Genomic DNA, 18,546 nt, shown 5'->3' on the forward strand with positions numbered 1-18,546 from the left:
CCTATTGTTTAAAAATATATCTTAACTAAAAAAACCGACTCCACAAAGGAGCCGATGTATTGCTAAATTTTATTTATCTATTTCTACATCCACAGTTGGGATCATTGTAAAATCTTTTTCTATCTGGCTTAGGGAAGCTGATGCAGTCATAATCATCATGCTGATGATTCTTGTCCTTGCATGCACAATCATCTACTGAGTCGCAGTCATCATTGTGTTTATGCTTGGAATCCTTCCAATAGTTATCTTCCTTCCAAGACTTATGACTTCTTGGATAGGACGGGTTACTATGATTTTTTCCACATCTATAACATTGTCCATTAGAATCATAATTATCATATTCACAATCATCATTTCTATCATAGCTGCAATCATCATGATCTCTGCCTCTATCGTGATGATAGTTACATTCACAATCATCACGGTCTTTATCTCTATTGCGATGATGTCTACAATTATGGCTACCACGGTCTTTACAATGGCATTCATGTTCATGGTTGCTTCCACCATTACCGTTTTCTGCACCATTTCTACAGCATTTTGGACTTTCAGTTTCAGATACCATAACCAATCCGTACTCGTATTCAGCTACAATTTCTGTTGTTCTACCTGAAACTCTTAATTGAAGAGTAGGCGCAAGAGTTCCACCAAAATGAGATCTTCGGAAAGATTCAGGTAAATTAGCAAGCTCCTCTGTCGTTATTCCCTGTAAATCGAATGTATCGATGAAGCTTAGTACCGAGAAGTCAGGTAACACTAACCAAGAATAGGCCTGGTTCGGTTCAGTAACTGGATTTGCTATAACTAAACCACCAGAGTTTAATGGTTGATAATTCCCTCTTAATGACCCTGCAACAAAACCATATAAACCATCTGGTCCAGGTCCATTAGTTAAACCAGGAGCAAACGTAAATCTATGACTATCTGTAAATAAATAGTACAAACCGTTCCTTACAATAAGGTGTGGACGTTCTGTCTGCTGATTTGTACAACCCGCCTCTAAGAGAGCCGGAAGTAATTGCCAAGAAGTGTAATCATTGTTTCGAAGTAGGGCAATTCCAATATTTCCAGTGTAAAGTCTTGCTTCCTCTGGCACCCCAGGTCCACAATCAATGTCTAAATTGTTTCCTGCGATATTACCTTCAAACAATAAATACTCGCAGCCTGTTGCTGGATCTTTAAAGAACCAAGGATCACGGAAAGCGTAGATAATACTACTTCCGCCCGCTTCAGATTGTTCTTGTGTTTGATAAAGTACTCCGTCTGGCTCTAAAATTATTTCATGTGGTGCGAAGTTAACTAGCTCGACACCATCTAAATTGGATCTAAAGTTACTGCTTGTTAATGCAATGCGCTGTTCAAAAGTTACTTGAGCTTCGCCACGTCTACCGGAGGCTGTATAGAAGTAATAGATTCTTCCTCCGTCGATGATTGCAGATCCTGCCCATTGTCTTGATCCAAAAGCAGTACCCTCTTCAAAAACTAGTCCACCTTGTATCCAATTTAAGCCATCTCTAGAATAGAAGTATGCGATTCTCGCTACATCATGTCTGTTATCTGGTAATACACTTCTAGGTGCTGATAAGGCAAACAGGACTCTCCATCCACCAGGAAGTACAGCTATAGAACCATCTTTTTCTTGAAGTGGCCACATATCCCATATCCACAAATCATCTGAGATTCGAGGGAATGGTTCTTGTATAACAGGAGCGCTATTAGAAGCAGTAATTCTAATTTGCTCTGCTTGCGCCCTCGTCCAAGCCGAAGGAACCGCGTCAATACTTTGGTTTAAGCATCTTTTAAAATCTCTTTGTGGGTTGTAATCACAAAATCTTTTAATATCATTGTTGTTAAATGATCTGTACTGAGTAGTTCCAGAATGAGTTGCAGCACTTGGGAAATTTCTATTAGATGAACCTCCACTTATTGGAGATAGCATTTCATTACCTGACCCAGCGATTGGAACTCTCTGACCCATATCTCTTTTTTTTGACATATATTTTCACCTTTTCTTATTTTCAATTCAATCAAATGAATGGTTTGTACGAAAATCTAATATAATCTAATTTGAAAAATTGACCACTCATATAATCAAATGTTATTTATAATTTTTCTTACTTAACGTCTGTGATGATTCTCAGAAGAATAATCATCATTACATTCTCTGCATTTAGGACTTTCTGTTTCTGATACCATCATTAGTCCATACTCATAAACATCTATAATCTCCGTATTTCTGCCTCTTACAGCTAGCTGCAATGTTTGAGCTAATGTCCCACCAAAATGCTCAAATTGGAATTGTTCTGGCAAAAATCCAACCTCTTCTATTGGTATACCTTGTAAATCAAAATTATCTATAAAGCTTAGGACTGAAAAGTCGGGTAAAACAAGCCAAGAATAGGCCTGGAATGGTTCAGAAGGAGGATTAGAAACTACTAGACCACTTCCATTTAGCGGTACGTAATTTCCACGCAGGGAACCTGCTACAAAACCGTACAACCCGTCTGGCCCAACAAGACCTGGTGCAAATGTTGAAGCATGAGTATCAGTGAACAGATAGTACAGTCCGTCACTCACTACTATGTGAGGACGTTCAGTTTGTTGGTTCGTACATCCTGCTTCTAAAAGTGCAGGGAGTAGTTCCCAACTGGAAAAGCTGTTATTACGAAGTAACGCTATTCCGATATTGCCTGTATATTCTGCAGCGTCTGCTGGAACTCCAGGTCCACAGTCTACATCTGCTGATGTACCAGCTATATTTCCTTCAAACAATAAATATTCACACCCCGTCGCAGGGTCTTTGAAGAAGAAGGGATCACGGAAGGCATAAATTATTCCTCCACTAGATTGTTCTTCTGTCTGGTAGAGAATACCGTCTGGTTCTAGGATTACTTGATGAGGTGCAAAGTTTACTAATTGCACACCATCTAAGTTAGAAATATAATCACTGCTCGATAAGGCAATTCGCTGCTCGTAAGTGATTTGAGCTTCACCTCTTCTACCAGTAGCTGTATAGAAGTAATAAATACTACCATCATCATCAAGCATTGCTGAGCCTGCCCACTGTCTAGACCCTAAAGCTGTGCCTTCTTCAAAGACATAGCCTCCCTGAATCCAATCAAGTCCATTTCTCGAATAAAAGTAACTGATTCTTGCAACATCGTGTCTTTTTCCTGGTAGAACACTACGAGGGACAGATAAAGCAAATAACACTCGCCAACCACCAGGTAACACTGCGATTGAACCGTCTTTTTCTATTAACGGCCACATATCCCATATCCATAAATCGGCTGATATACGAGGGAATGGGGCTTCAATTAGAGGTGCAACGTTAGTAGAATTAATTCGAATTTGTTCTGCTTGGCTCCTTGTCCAAACAGATGGAATCGCGTCGCGGTTATATTCAAGGCAACGTCCGAAATCTCTTCTGGGGTTATAGTTACAAAACTGACTAATTTGTTTACCATTAAAAGTTCGATAACGAACATTGTTATTTCCAGTGGATCCAGAAGGAGAGTTCCGATTAACAGAAGCACTCGGCATTATATTTGCGGATTCTGTTCTGGAGCTTCTAATAGGAAATTGTTGCGAAGTTAGTTTATACCTATTTTTATTTGAGTGATGTTCATGTTCCCCAAGTCTATTAAAATGTTTTTCATCATTTTCTTTTGTCATAACTTTCACACCTTTAATAGATTTTCGTACATTGCTATCATATGTATAGCCAAAAGAAAGGTTTGAGTAAAATTAGTAAAATTGGTGTATCGTAAGAAAATTGTGTATCTAGTTTTTATAGGTGATTAACACGAAAAAAGGGTAATCTCATGAGAGATTGCCCTTTTTTAGAGTATATAAATTAGGTTTAATCATTAGTTTAGAAAAAACTTAATATAAGAAAAAATAATTTAGAGGGATTATTATTTAACACTATGTCCAGTGACAGTCTCCCCACTATACAACTTGTTAAACTGTTCTAGCTTAGTTGTGAAAAATCTATTCTACTTAATTAACATCACTTTTTCAGTCGAAAAACAATGAAGTCGGGACTTCTAAAATCCTCACGAAATGATGGGTACTTCTTCAACATTTTCTCAGATGGGGTAGGCTCTACTATCTCTTCTATTAGAAATCCAGATTCACAGATGGCTTTTACATAACTTGTTAATGTGCGGTGATAGAAGATTACCTGGTCCATTCCTCTTTGCTCATAGGCTCCCTCATAAAAATAGTTATCTACTTTCCAATATAATTTTTTACCGTCATGCCCTTTCTCCCATCCACTTTCTGGAGTTTGAAAACAAGGATGTAAAATAGAAAAGATAAAAACCCCACCCTCTCGAAGAACACGGTAAGTTTCTTTAAATGCTTGCTGATAACCTTCTAAATCCTGAATCACCATATTAGAAACAACTACGTCATAAGTTCCTTCCATTATAAAATGTAAATTTTCACAGTTAGATTGTTTAAATTCTATATTGAGTTCTGATGTCGTTCTACTTTTTGCTATTTCAATCATCTTTGATGAATAGTCAATAGCTGTTACAGCTGCTCCTGCTTTCTCCATCAGTCTACTTAAATACCCTTCTCCACAACCAGCATCTAGTACTTTTTTGTTGTTTAAATTTCCCATAAGACTAAACAAGGTTGGATTTAAATATACCTCTTTATGTGGATCTCCATGCTCCAGATGATTGGCTGCATATTTTTCAGCAAATTTGTCCCACCTCTTAATAGAATCTTCAGAAGTCATATTTTTTACCATAATAGCGCCACTCCCATTCTAATATAATAACTAGTAATTCGCCTTTCATATAAGAGTTCCTGCTAATAGTATTTCCCAGAAAATAATTAAGAATATAAAAAGACTTACTGGATTAATCCAATAAGCCTCTAACAGAACATAAAATGTAAATATTAATACTTCACCTGAACTCTCTTAAGATTCCAGCATAAGATCCTCTGGATTTTCGAGCAGTTCTTTTACCATTTTCAGAAAGCCTACTGAATCTTTTCCGTCTATTACACGGTGATCATAAGAAAGAGCTACATACATCATAGGTCTTATTTGAATTTCACTTCCAACCGCTATCGGTCTTTTTTGAATGGTATGCATTCCAAGGATACCAACTTGTGTCCCATTTAATATCGGGGTAGACATTAAGGAACCAAAAACACCTCCGTTTGTAATAGTGAAGGAACCACCAGTCATATCCGAAAGAGCTAGCTTGTTATCACGCGCCTTTTTAGCAAGTTCTCCAATATCCCCTTCAATTTCTGCAAAGTTTTTGCGGTCCGCATCACGAACAATCGGCACTACTAGACCACCTTCTGTTGATACAGCAATACCGATATCAAAGAAGTTATTTTTAACAATATATTCTCCATCCAGCTGTGAATTAACATAAGGATATTTTTTCAAAGCAGCTACGACTGCCTTAGTGAAGAACGACATAAAACCTAGACGTACCTGGTTGTCTTCGAAAAATTTATCTTTTTTACGAGAACGCAATGCCATCACATTCGTCATATCTATCTCATTAAACGTCGTTAACATTGCAGTGCTTTGTTTAACCTCTAATAAGCGTGAAGCGATTGTTTGTCGTCTACGAGACATTTTTTCGCGAGTCGTGCGACCATCTTCTGTTGGAGCAGAGACAATTTTAGCTGGTTCTGCTTTTTGTTTAGAGCCATGGGCTGATACATCTTGAACACGAACTCTTCCCATTGGATCAACAGGTGACACTTCATTTAAATCGATACCTTTTTCCCTTGCAAGCTTACGAGCAGCAGGGCTAGCAATAGGTCTACTTGCGTCTGAGGTAGTTTCAACCTTTGTAATTGGTGCATTTACTGCCTTTGGTATATCTGGAGCTTTTTCCTCAACCTTTACTTCTTCTGCCTGAGGTTGGGCAGCAGGAGTTCCAGATCCTGCACCAACGATTGCAATAACCTCTCCTACCTGAACTGTATCTCCTTCACCAAATAACAGTTCACTAACTACTCCCGCTTCCTCGGATATAACTTCAACGTTTACTTTATCTGTTTCGAGCTCCACTATAAACTCGCCTTTTTCAATGGTATCACCTGGTTTTTTTAACCACTGGGCGATCGTGCCTTCTGTAATAGACTCTGCCAATTCCGGAACTATAATTTCTGCCACTTAAACTTCCTCCTTTTAGTTCTAATGCTCACAAACTTTTTAATGCTTCTTCAATAATTCTTGCTTGTTCTACTTTATAAGTATCTGCGTCGCCTTCAGCCGGACTTGAGCGATGCACTCGTCCTGTATAAGCAATGCTTCTTCCATCTGCCATCTCTAATAAATACGGGAGAGCATAATTCCAAGAACCCATATTTTGAGGTTCTTCTTGAGCCCATATCAATAACTCTACGTTTGGGTAATGTCCTAATATATCCAAAATTTCATCCTTAGGGAATGGATAAAGCTGTTCCACACGAATGATATGCAAATAATTAAAATCAGTTCCGTTTTTTACTTTTTCCGCTAAATCAATTGCCATTTTCCCACTAGCAAAAACAATTTTCTTTACCTCCTCTGGTTGGCCACCAAGATTCGGTTGTTCAATCACTGCTTGGAATTTACCATCCAGCAAATCAGAAACATCAGCACCGACCAAAGGATTGCGTAAAAGTGATTTAGGAGAGACGATTAATAGCGGACGCACAAATTCTTCATTCAAAGATTTTGCTTGTCTGCGTAAAATATGGAAGTAATTTGCTGCGCTTGAAAGATTAGCTACAGTCCAGTTATTTTCTGCTGAAAGCTGTAGGTACCTCTCTAATCTAGCACTTGTGTGCTCTGGGCCCTGCCCCTCCGCCCCGTGTGGAAGCAGCATTACTAGACCTGACTTCAATCCCCATTTCGCTCGAGCAGAACTAATAAAGTTATCAAACATTACCTGTGCCATGTTAGCAAAATCCCCATACTGCGCTTCCCAAATCGTTAACGTATTCTTATCCTCTAGTGTATATCCGAATTCATAGCCTAAAATAGCAGCTTCCGTTAATGGGCTATTATGAACAACAAAAGAAGCAGCTGAATCGCTAATAAAATGCATTGGTATAAGTTCTTCTCCTGTTTTCTCATCATGTAATACTAAATGTCTGTGAGAGAACGTCCCACGTTGGGCATCCTGTCCACTTAGGCGTATCGAATGTCCGTCTTGCAAAATAGTTGCAAACGCAAGTGTTTCGGCGTGTCCCCAGTCTATCTTTCCGCTTCCGGTAAAAGGCTCTTCCCTACGTCTAAGTATCTTCTCTAATTTTTTGAATGGAGTGAACTCCTTGGCCCAAGTCAAAAGTTCTGCGTTAGCCTTGCTTAGCTTTTCTCCCTCAACACCAGTCGGTATATCTGGATACCCGTCTAATACGACCTGCGGAATCACTACCTCGTTTGCAGTTGTCTGCGGAAGTTCTTTGACCCTGTCATATGCCTCCTGCATTTCCTTTAATATTGTCTCATCTAACGTCTCAACTTGGGACTGATTAAGTACCTTTTCTTCTACAAGTTGATCACCATAAATTTGCCTTACAGTTGGGTGTTTATGGACAATGTGATACATCAATGGATTAGTAATGGATGGTTCGTCCATTTCATTATGACCATATCGACGGTAACCAATAAGATCAATAACTATATCCTTACTAAATTGTCGACGATATTCAAAAGCAAGCCTTGCTACTTCTAACACAGCTTCCGGCTTGTCAGCATTTACGTGGATAACTGGTACCTCAAACCCTTTTGCAGGATCAGAGGAATAATGCGTAGACCGAGAGTCAAATTGCTCTGTAGTGAATCCAATCATATTGTTAGCAATAATATGAATTGATCCTCCTGTTTGGAAACCACGTACTCGGCTGTAGTTTAATACCTCTGTTACTACACCTTGCCCTGGAAAAGCAGCATCTCCATGAACTAAAATTGCAAATGCTGCATTCTTATCCTGCCTCGGATAACCAGGTATATCTTTTACCTCTTGTGCAGCTCTAGTTTGACCAGTAACTACAGGGCTCACTACCTCAAGATGGGATGGATTATAGGCCAGCTGTACTGTGACGCCATTATTTGAACGATAGGTAGCCCCTTTATGATATTTCACATCACCAAACCAGCCTTCTGCAATCTCTAAAGATCCATCCTTAGGTAAGAATGCCTTAGACGGTACATGAGCGAACTCAGCAAACATCATCTCATACGGTTTTTTCAAAACATGCGTTAAGACGTTTAATCGGCCACGGTGGGCCATTCCGATATTCACCTGTTTAGTTTTTGTTATCCCAGCCTGATTAACTAATTCATCGATTAAAACAACTAATGCATCAAGCCCTTCTATAGAAAAACGCTTGGCTCCTACAAACGTACGATGAATGAATTTTTCAAATCCTTCAATTTTAGTTAAACGTTCTAGTAACTCTTTCTTTTCTTCTAATGAATGGCTTTGATTTAAAGCATTTCCTTCAATTTTATCTTGAAGCCACTGTCTCTCCTTGGAGTCAGCGATATGTGTAATTTCAAAAGCAATACTTTCTGTGTAAACAGACCTTAGAAAATTGATAGCCTCAAGACCATTACGTATTTCTTTAGGAGGATTAGTAATTATAAGAGCTGCCGGTACATCTACTAAGTCCTGTTCAGAAAGGCCATAGAATTCCATACTAATTTTTGACGGATCCTGTATCCCATTGTTAAGTGGGTAGATATTAGCATTTTGGTGTCCATGTGTACGAATAGCATCTGCGAGCCGAATAGCTCGAAGAATTTTATCTAAGTTGTTGTCTGCATTACCTGAGATCGATATAGTCTCACGTTGACCCAAAAAATCGACTGGAGAACCATATTGTTGAAACAACGCTCCTATTTCTTCTTCTACGTCATCAGGTGATTGTACATATAAATCGTATTGCTCTAACAGGTACGCTAAATTGGGTCCTTGAAATTGATTCCATGGATAATTGTTATTCATTATTACACATCCTTATAATTTTATATCTAATCCTACTTGTCCTAAAGAAGCCCAACCCATTGCCAATATGTCATGCTGAAGACAATGATTAATAAGTATCCTACTATAGTTATTGGAAGACCAGATTTCAAAAGATCCTTGGTTGTAAAAGCACCGGTACCATATGCAAGCATATTCTGCGGTGCGCTTACAGGTAGCAAGAAACCGAAGCAAACAACAAACTGTTGGATTAATACAAGACCAGGACCGTTAAATGAAGTTGGCTGCATGGAGACCACTAAAGCGATAACGATAGGTATAAAAGCAGAAGCCAAGCTGGTAGCACTTGCAAAACCTAAGTGAATCAAAATATTAAATAACGAAAGCACCATGATAATAAAAATAAGAGGCATTTCTGTCAAACCGACTGCTTCTAAACTATTTTGCGATAACCAAGCAGCTCCTTGTGTTTGTAAAAGCACTGTACCCATTGATATCCCAACTGCAAATACTACAAGAGTTCCCCATGGAATCTTATTTTGCACTTCTTTCCATGAAAAAATTCCAATTCCAGGCAAGAGCATAACCATGACCGCTATAAAAGTCACTGTCGTTGAATCTAGTGGGTGAAGTATACCTTCTGTTGCCCAAAGAATTAGCAATGCGACGGAAATAATGATCAATCTTTTTTCTTTCCCTGTTATAGGACCCAAATCTCTTAATTGATCTTTAATAACTACGTCACCGTTTTCTAATTCCGATAGCTCTGGTTTGATAAGCTTATTCATTAGAAAAAATAGTAAGACAGACATCAGTATGGACCAGGGACCTGCATATATAAACCATTGCCCCCAGGTAATGTTAATGCCAAAAGTCTCTTCAATAAATCCAAGAGCAACCATATTTTGGGCTGCAGCTGTTTTAATACCAACATTCCAAATAGATATAGACTGCACTGCCGTAACTATTAATAAAGCGGAAAGCCTACTTGTTTTAGGTAAATTAAAAGCAGCTACTATTCCTAAAAGAATAGGAAGAATTGTACCCGCGCGGGCTGTAGCACTAGGAACAAATAGAGCTAATACAATACTTACAACGATTGTCCCAAAAACTAAGCTCTTTGTTTTTGTACCAACTTTGGACATGATGAAAAGGGCTAACCTTTTGTGTAATCCCGTAAGCTCCATCGCTGCTGCGATAAATGTAGCACCGGCTACTAATCCGACTGCAGAAGAACTAAACCCACCTAACGCAAGCTTTAATGCACCTGATGTCGTGTAATCTACTGTAGGATCATCAATAGTTGGAGCAAGACCTATAAATACTGAAATGAGCACAATTATTATGGAGGCACTTACAGGAAACGATACAGCCTCTGTAACCCACAGAATTACTGCTAACGCAAGTATTGCCAGAGCTCTCTGCCCAGCAACAGGAAGTCCTTCAGGATTTGGTAACAAAATAATGATAAGAAATACTGCAAAAGCCAGAAGAACAAATAACATTTTATTTTTTTTCATCTTTTCTTCTCCTCTACTTCTATAAATTTACAAATAGACTAACTAAGTATGAATTCATACTTTGCGATTAAACATACTTGTCGATAAAACAATAGGTAAACTCACTTTTATAAAGCACTCTGAAGACTTATCTGCTGTATTTTGTCCTATTTTATCCTTATTAATCATTCCAGCTTCTTCAATTCTCGTGCACGTTATTTTAACTTTTCAGTTTTGGAAATCGCCTCTTTCTATTAATTACTCTCTTACTTGGACTTCACTTTTAAGTCATTAATAATTTTTTCATACAAGTTTCTAAATTATCTTGTAATAAAAAAACCTTTTTATACCTGATATTCCCAAGCAAAATTTCATGAATTGCAGGATTTTTGATGCTGTTTCATTTAAAAGAATAGGTTTAATATTATTAATTGTGAATAATTTCACAATAACGTAAGTATAACTCTTTTGTATTTTTTTGTTATACTATTATTCTTTTTTTCACTATTAGTTCATAAATAATTAATCAATTGTTCATAATTTTGTCATTTTTTTATTATTTATATATAATTTAATTTTGTTTAAAGTTATTAAGCAGATGGCAGTTGGTCGGGTTAATCTCTAAGCTATCCCTTATAGTAAACGTTCGCGCTGTCATCTCTTATATAGCTCACTTATCCTACTGGAGACACCTGCTACTGATATCAATACATGTAAAAAATAATCCACTATTTTTCCAAATTTATGAGAGAATAAATAGAAGAGTGTTATATATATAAAAAGGAGGATGTTCAATGGAGTTATTTAAACGTGGGCTCCCTATGTTTTGTTTTTTATGTCTTCTCTCTGCATGTGGTAATGATTCCGAAACATTGAATAATCCAATACCAACAGAACTTAACATTCCTGTTCCGATAGAAAAAGTTGAAGCTGATCCTTATGAAATTTTAGTTCAGGAAAAAAATAAAAGTTTAAACCTTACTCCACTGGATTTCACTTCCTCTTATGCAAGTGAACTAGGGCTCACCTTTTATGAACCAAAATATGAGAAGTTTTCTGCTAACGGTGAAGTTACTATTGCAGGTGAGATAAAAAAGACTGACGAACTAAAATCCAACTACATATGGATTAATGTCCAAACAGAAAAAGAAAATAGTTATATTCAGGAACAGGATTATTTTGTTCCAATTAGTGATGGTAAATTTAAGAAAACCGTTCATTTTTTTAACGGTGAAGGAACGTATAAGATTAAAGTACAAATACCGAGCACAGAACGAGAAAACCATTACTATGATACAGCAAACTTTGAAGTTCTAAATGTAAACCCAAATAGAATTAGAGATGTTGCCTATACACCTATTGGTTTAGAAGCCGGTCTTATCCTTAATACAGAGGTCGGCTATGTAGAAGAAGACGGTATTTATACATTGAAGGGGAGCTTACAGAATGGTGAATTATACGAGGATATTATGGTTCGGCTATCAAAAGACGGTCAAACGTGGAGTAATGTAATTCCAATACAAAAAGGTCAATTTACTTCCAATATTCCGCTTTTGTTTGGAAAAGGCTTGCATACGCTAGAAGTTATGATTCCCGATTTAGAGAAAGATAACTTTTACAAGACTGCAACAGATTTGCTTATAGAAAATACATCGTTAGAGATATTGGAACCAATCTCTTATTCTTCCCTATATGCTGAACGCGGAATAAATCTGGTTGAGCCTGTCAGTGGAGAAAAGACAACAGGACACACGTTTCACATTAATGGTTTTATTGATCCAGAAGCTACACTATCAAAACAAACTACCCATCTCTATGTGCAAACTCAAAAAGGTGAAGATCAAGCCCTAGAGGTCATTCCCATCCAAGACTTTACATTTAACGATTATTTTCATTTGAGATTTGGCCCTGGAGAATATGAAGTATCTATTAGCGTCCCTGAGATAACTGAAACTAAAAATGACTTCTTTAGATATTATGAGGTTGCTAAGTTCGATATAATTTCTACAGCTGAACAGGATAAACGAGATATTCTTCCTTCAAGAGGAATTGAATCTGATGCACCACAAATTATTGACCTAGCAAACAGTCTTACAAAAGGAAAAACTTCCGAATTAGAAAAGTCAAAAGCTATTTATGACTTTGTAGCTAACACCATCTCTTATGACGTAGTTAAATTCCAAAATGACGACTTTAAATGGGATGACAGTGCCTTAAAAACTTTAAATTCTCAAACGGGGGTATGTCAGGACTACGCCTACCTTACTATTGCACTCTTACGTGCAAGCAATATCGAAGCCCGTTTTGTAGAAGGTTTCACTACAGATAGACATGCATGGGTAGAAGCGAAGGTCGATAATCGTTGGGTCACAATGGATCCTACATGGGGTGCAGGCTACCTAAATGACAACAAGGAATTTATAGCTAGTTTTAGTGAAGATTATTTTGACCCTGAGGAAGAAGATTTTCAAAAAACGCATACTCGCATTGGTTTAGTATATTAAATTGAGTAGGAGGGCTGGAAAAAATCTCCGTTGGCTGTGACGTCGCTTTTTCCATTTGCATGTCGGGGCAAGCACAGGGGCTTGCGCTTTTCTATTTGGCTAGCTTCAGCCCCTTGCCCCTCGGGGTCAAATGGATAAAAGCTCCGGTGGCTGTGAGGCTGCCTCCTCGCTTTTTCCATTTGCCTGTCGGGGCAAGCACAGGGGCTTGAGCTTTTCTATTTGGCTAGCTTCAGCCTCTTGCCCCTCGGGGTCAAATGGATAAAAGCTCCGGTGGCTGTGAGGCTGCCTCCTCGCTTTTTCCATTTGCCTGTCGGGGCAAACACAGGGGCTTGCGCTTTTCTATATATAAATAAAGAGGATGGTTGTGGTTTATTCACAACCATCCTCTTTGCAACATTTATAGAGGTTTTATTTATTTTTTTAGTAATAATTTTACGACTTAAATAGGTATTTTTCATGCATTCGTTTCTCCCAAGTTTGATGGATTTTCTCTTTCCCTTCCTTTTATAAACCATGGGTTACTAGGTCTTTCAAGTGGTGTAATATTCATAATAAAATAACCAACAATTAAAATTAGAATAACGAGTGAGTAAAAAAGAGTATCAATTGGATGGTCATGCTCTACGATGATTAGACGGATCATTGCTGTGATGCCTACATATAAAAAATATCTAAGCGGAAAGTGGTAGTCTTCTTTGAAGTACTTCACGATCATAGTGATGAATTCAAAATACAAAAAGAATATGAGGATGTTAGCAAGGAACATTTTATAATCGCTCGGACCTACCGTGAGCAACACCTTTATAAAAATCGTCAGCTCCTTCACTAACAAAAAGGCCAGTATAAAGGCCAAGAAGACTAAGCAGAGGTTTAAAAACATTTGCAAGGCTTTTGGGATGATCGATAACACAGCTGTAAATTTAACCATTCAATTCCCCCTTTTTTATAATACATTATTATAATGTAAGGTTACCTAACATGTCTACAATGAAATTTCGGAATATTTTTTAAAATCATACTATGTATCCCTACATACTGTATTTTGAAAGAAAATAGAAGCGCTACCCAAATATGACAAAGCGCAGCACTTCTTAGAAATAGTTGTGGATAATCAAACCTTTACTCGATTAATTCTACAAATTTAGTGGCGGCAGTTGATAATGGAACCCTTTTTAGAAAGCACACTCCTATATTTCTTGGCGGTATACTTTCTTTTAACTTCACCTCTTTGAGCATCCCTTTTCTTAAATAATCTCCCGCAAATTGCTTAGTAACACAAGCAATACCTAAGTTAATTTTTGCGAACTCCAATAGTAAATCATGAGAACCTAACTCAAATTCAGGTGATATTTTTACACCCTTTGAAAGCATATATTCTTCCACATATCTTCTCGATACTGATTTTTGTTCAAGGAATATTAATGGAAATTTTACAAGCTTGTCCAAACTAATTGGCTTTGACAAGACTTTATCAAACTTTTCCCCATATACAAAAATGTCTTGTACCTCTAAACAAGGCCGTTGTCCCAAGCTATCATCATCTATCGGAAAATTACAAAGAGCAATGTCTACGCCTCCACTCTTTAAAATATTGCAAAGCTCTATGGTCGTACCATTTACAATGGTGAATTTAATACTGGGATATTTATTATGGAACTCCTCTAAATAAGGGAGCAAGAAAAATCTTGAAATTGTATCTCCCACTCCAATTTTAAGTTCCCCTGCAGTAAGGTTTTTAAATTCTAAAATTTTCTCTTCACCAGTATCAATGAGCTTTAAAGCAGAGCTAGCATATTCAAAAAGCACAGAGCCTTCTGTTGTTAAAGTAACTCCTTTTGTCGTTCTGTAGAATAATCTGGTATCTAGTTCTTTCTCCAGTTGCATTATGGCCTGACTAACTGCGGATTGACTCATAAAGAGATCTTTTGCAGCCTTCGAAAAGCTATTATTTTTACTTACCATGCAAAATATTTTATATAAATCCAATTTCCCTGACATATAAGCACCTCTTATATCTATTATAATATATATTAATTTTACTTATATCACTGTATTACGTAGAATTACAAGTGGTAATAATAGAATATATTTATAATAGTTGAAGGAGCGTTCAATTTGGAAAGAGTAGTGGGAACAGTTGTAAGAGGTCTTCGTGGCCCAATTATAAATAATGGTGATAATATTGAAGAAATAGTAGTAAATAGTGTATTAAAAGCATCAGAAGTGGAAGGCTTTTCTATCAACGATCAGGACATTGTGACAGTAACTGAATCTATCGTTGCCCGCGCTCAAGGAAACTACGCCAGTATAGACCAGATTGCCACTGACGTTCATTCGAAATTTGGAGATGACACACTAGGTGTAATTTTTCCAATCCTAAGTCGTAATAGATTTGCAGTAGTACTACGTGGAATAGCAAAAGGTGCAAAGAAAATAGTCTTAATGCTAAGCTATCCTTCTGATGAAGTCGGCAATCATCTTGTAGAAATTGACGAATTAGATGATAAAGGCGTAAACCCTTGGACAGATGTCCTTACAGAGAAACAGTTCCGCGACTACTTTGGATATAAACTGCATCCTTTTACTGGAGTAGACTACATTGCATACTATAAATCGTTAATAGAAGAATACGGAGTGGAATGTGAAGTCATTTTCTCTAACAACCCAAAATCTATTCTAGACTATACAAAAAACGTACTTGCTTGTGATATTCACTCAAGATTTAGAACGAAGAAAATCTTAAAAGCAAATGGTGGCGAAAAAATTTACAGTCTAGACAACATATTATCGGAGTCCATTGATGGAAGTGGTTTTAACGAGGAATATGGTTTACTTGGATCGAACAAATCTACAGAAGACACGGTGAAGCTTTTCCCTCGCGATTGCCAACCAATCGTTGATAACATTCAAGAAATTATAAAAGAAAAAACAGGAAAAAATGTGGAAGTAATGGTATATGGAGATGGAGCATTTAAAGATCCTGTAGGACATATTTGGGAGCTAGCTGACCCCGTCGTTTCACCAGCCTTCACATCTGGATTAGCTGGAACTCCAAATGAAGTAAAATTAAAATATCTCGCAGATAATAACTTCGCTCACTTAAGAGGAGAAGAATTAAAGCAAGCAATTACTGAGCATATTAATAACAAAGAAGACAATCTAGTTGGAGCAATGGAAGCTCAAGGTACAACTCCACGTAGATTAACTGATCTTATTGGTTCTCTGTCAGATCTTACTTCCGGTAGTGGAGACAAAGGTACACCAATGATTTATATTCAAGGATACTTTGATAACTACACAAAATAAGAAAAAATTAATAAACGAGGCGGGTACATAACTCTCCTCAAAATAAGAAGCCTTGAAAATTCTACGGATGTAAAATTTTCAAGGCTTCTTTCAATTATCTGAAGTTATTTTCGGTTACAGCGAATTGAGAAAAAACTGTACTTAGCTAATGTCTCTGCTAAGTGCAGTTTTTGATTCTTTAAATCTATTTAAAACTCTTCATTAAAGACGTCTTTTGGAATCTCTGGCTTAGAAGCTTCTATCATTAAAATAACAGCAGTAATGATATGCATAATCATTCCTACAAGAGGTATGAAACCAATGCAAGAGGTTACTATTCCTAGTATACTCCCTGTTGTAGTTCCTCCGCCTTCTTTTTTTGTAATCACTAGAGTAACTATATGCAGTGCCAGCATAATTAGCAAAGGAACCCAGGCCAAACTAAGAATTATGATTCCTCCAAGAACTGGTATACCTAGTACAGCCTCTAATCCTCCTGTAACCCATTTCAATATTTTTGAATTTGACATATTCTCTACATCCTCTATCTTCATTTTTTTATAATTATTATGAATATAACATAACCAGAGAGGGATGTCTTAACTTTCTTATGATTTATTACCCATTTAATCCAATACAGATATTTAGTATTGGCTATGTTAAAGGCTAGGGTTGATTTACGATGTGTTCTAAATCGGCAAGTAGAATTGATTTCCGCGCCAACCGGACGCTTTTTCGCGGGGTGAGCGATAATCCATCACCCATCTATAATGCCCAACTCTAACACACTTATTATTGCGTAAATATTACCCCCTAAAAACATTTTTAAATTTACTAAATTATCAAAATAAAAAGTATTAAGTCATAGTTTATTACTATATAATTCTATTAAGGGGGGAATTATATGTTGAAACAGTCCATTATAGAAAACGTATTGGAAGCAGCACTTTCTACCGGAGGAGATTTTTCAGAGATTTTTGTAGAAGATAAATACGTCAATCAATTAGTACTACAAAGCAACAAAGTAGAAAAAAGTAATTCGGGTAGAGATTTTGGTATTGGTATTCGTATATTTTTAGGGTTACAGAGTATTTATACGTATACTACTGATTTTTCAGAAGAAGGTTTAATACAAGCAGCCAAGCGAGCAGCCCATGCCATCCAAGGCGGTTCTGCTGGAATCATTCATCCACTTCAAAAAGAAATTATTCAGCCACTACATACTATTGCTTTAAAGCCTCGTAGTGTAGAAAATCTTAGAAAAGTATCTGTAATGAGACAGGCAAATGATATTGCAAGAGGCTTTGATCCTCGTATTAAACAGGTAGGAATACGCTATATAGACGAGGAACAGAATGTTTTAATCGCAAATTCAGAAGGAAAGTTTGTAGAAGATACTCGTGTATATAGCCGACTATCTATTCAAGCCACTGCTTCTGATGGTATTGAAATGCAGACTGGCTTTTATGGGCCAGGTGCTCATGCTGGTTTCGAATTTATAGAAAATCTTAACTTAGAACATTATGCCGGAGAGGCTGCTCGTATCGCAGTAAATATGCTTGGTGCTGAGGAATGTCCTAGCGGAAAGTTCCCAGTTATTATTGACAACGAATTTGGAGGAGTTATTTTTCATGAGGCATGCGGTCATGGCCTAGAGGCTACATCGGTTGCCAAAAACAATTCTGTTTTTGCTAATCGAATAGGTGAAAAAGTTGCTCCTGACATTGTATCCTATATTGATGATGGGACATTACCTAACGAATGGGGTTCATTAAATATTGATGATGAAGGTGAAAAAACTCAAAAGAACGTATTAATTGAAAATGGTATTTTAAAGGGCTATCTGATTGATAAATTTAATGCTAGAAGAATGAATGCAAAGCCAACAGGTTCTTCACGTCGAGAATCATATAGATACAACCCTACGTCACGAATGACTAACACATTTATTGCACCTGGGTCTTCTACTCCGGAAGAAATAATAGCTTCTACAGAATACGGAATCTATGCTAAATATATGGGTGGAGGGCAAGTTAACCCTGCCACTGGAGACTACAACTTCGCAGTTATGGAAGGTTATATAGTTAAGAATGGAGAAATAGCTCAACCAATCCGTGGTGCTACGCTAATTGGAAATGGTGCAAAGACGTTACAACTAGTAGATCGTGTCGGAAATAATCTAGCTCACGGTGCTGGAATGTGCGGTTCCATTAGTGGAAGCCTTCCAGTTAACGTAGGACAGCCCATGATTCGTGTAAGTGAAATCACTGTTGGAGGAACAAAGGGGGAATAATG

13 protein-coding genes are annotated in these 18,546 nt (G+C 37.3%); 3 read left to right on the plus strand and 10 right to left on the minus strand.

What is annotated here, in order from left to right; translation table 11 throughout:
• Window positions 1-73 precede the first annotated feature (73 nt).
• The 6 genes from MKX96_RS13605 to MKX96_RS13630 form a co-directional block, all read right to left on the minus strand.
• Window positions 74-1,996 carry a glycoside hydrolase family 68 protein gene (locus MKX96_RS13605; protein WP_340884188.1) on the minus strand — a complete coding sequence of 641 codons (1,923 nt, stop codon included), beginning with the start codon at window positions 1,994-1,996 and terminating at the stop codon, window positions 74-76.
• A 122-nt stretch (window positions 1,997-2,118) separates the two neighbouring features.
• The gene (locus tag MKX96_RS13610; RefSeq protein WP_340884191.1) at window positions 2,119-3,675 is read right to left on the minus strand and encodes a glycoside hydrolase family 68 protein; all 1,557 of its coding nucleotides are present in this window, start codon (window positions 3,673-3,675) and stop codon (window positions 2,119-2,121) included.
• Between the two features lie 337 nt (window positions 3,676-4,012).
• Window positions 4,013-4,762, minus strand: coding sequence for a class I SAM-dependent methyltransferase (locus MKX96_RS13615; protein WP_340884193.1), 750 nt, complete (start codon window positions 4,760-4,762; stop codon window positions 4,013-4,015).
• 174 nt (window positions 4,763-4,936) lie between these two features.
• Window positions 4,937-6,160, minus strand: coding sequence for a 2-oxoglutarate dehydrogenase complex dihydrolipoyllysine-residue succinyltransferase (gene odhB, locus MKX96_RS13620; protein ID WP_340884197.1), 1,224 nt, complete (start codon window positions 6,158-6,160; stop codon window positions 4,937-4,939).
• A gap of 28 nt (window positions 6,161-6,188) precedes the next feature.
• The gene (locus MKX96_RS13625; protein WP_340884199.1) at window positions 6,189-8,984 is read right to left on the minus strand and encodes a 2-oxoglutarate dehydrogenase E1 component; all 2,796 of its coding nucleotides are present in this window, start codon (window positions 8,982-8,984) and stop codon (window positions 6,189-6,191) included.
• A 41-nt stretch (window positions 8,985-9,025) separates the two neighbouring features.
• A complete protein-coding gene (locus tag MKX96_RS13630; RefSeq protein ID WP_340884200.1) occupies window positions 9,026-10,483 on the minus strand; it encodes a DASS family sodium-coupled anion symporter in 1,458 nt (485 codons plus the stop codon).
• Window positions 10,484-11,256: 773 nt separating this feature from the next.
• Between MKX96_RS13630 and MKX96_RS13635 the strand changes: the two genes are divergently transcribed.
• Window positions 11,257-12,966, plus strand: a complete 1,710-nt coding sequence (locus tag MKX96_RS13635) for a transglutaminase domain-containing protein (RefSeq protein ID WP_340884202.1) — start codon at window positions 11,257-11,259, stop codon at window positions 12,964-12,966.
• A 215-nt stretch (window positions 12,967-13,181) separates the two neighbouring features.
• On the opposite strand, the gene MKX96_RS13640 is transcribed toward MKX96_RS13635, so the two are convergent.
• The 3 genes from MKX96_RS13640 to MKX96_RS13650 form a co-directional block, all read right to left on the minus strand.
• Window positions 13,182-13,424: a hypothetical protein gene (locus tag MKX96_RS13640; RefSeq protein WP_340884205.1), complete on the minus strand. Its 243-nt coding sequence runs from the start codon at window positions 13,422-13,424 to the stop codon at window positions 13,182-13,184.
• On the minus strand, window positions 13,421-13,894 hold the full coding sequence (locus tag MKX96_RS13645; RefSeq protein WP_169358529.1) for a phosphate-starvation-inducible protein PsiE: 474 nt from the start codon (window positions 13,892-13,894) through the stop codon (window positions 13,421-13,423). The genes MKX96_RS13640 and MKX96_RS13645 overlap by 4 nt, the downstream gene beginning before the upstream one ends.
• 191 nt (window positions 13,895-14,085) lie before the next feature.
• A complete protein-coding gene (locus tag MKX96_RS13650; RefSeq protein WP_169361543.1) occupies window positions 14,086-14,964 on the minus strand; it encodes a LysR family transcriptional regulator in 879 nt (292 codons plus the stop codon).
• Between the two features lie 117 nt (window positions 14,965-15,081).
• Between MKX96_RS13650 and MKX96_RS13655 the strand changes: the two genes are divergently transcribed.
• Window positions 15,082-16,272, plus strand: a complete 1,191-nt coding sequence (locus MKX96_RS13655; RefSeq protein ID WP_340884211.1) for a coenzyme F420-0:L-glutamate ligase — start codon at window positions 15,082-15,084, stop codon at window positions 16,270-16,272.
• A 188-nt stretch (window positions 16,273-16,460) separates the two neighbouring features.
• Here MKX96_RS13655 and MKX96_RS13660 read toward each other — a convergent pair whose 3' ends face one another.
• Window positions 16,461-16,781, minus strand: coding sequence for a hypothetical protein (locus tag MKX96_RS13660; RefSeq protein WP_340884213.1), 321 nt, complete (start codon window positions 16,779-16,781; stop codon window positions 16,461-16,463).
• Window positions 16,782-17,155: 374 nt separating this feature from the next.
• Here MKX96_RS13660 and MKX96_RS13665 point away from each other — a divergent pair, with 374 nt between their 5' ends.
• The gene (locus tag MKX96_RS13665) at window positions 17,156-18,544 is read left to right on the plus strand and encodes a TldD/PmbA family protein (RefSeq protein ID WP_340884217.1); all 1,389 of its coding nucleotides are present in this window, start codon (window positions 17,156-17,158) and stop codon (window positions 18,542-18,544) included.
• Window positions 18,545-18,546: the final 2 nt, after the last annotated feature.

Origin of the sequence: Psychrobacillus sp. FSL W7-1493, from assembly GCF_038004905.1 — a bacterium.
Lineage (GTDB): Bacteria > Bacillota > Bacilli > Bacillales_A > Planococcaceae > Psychrobacillus.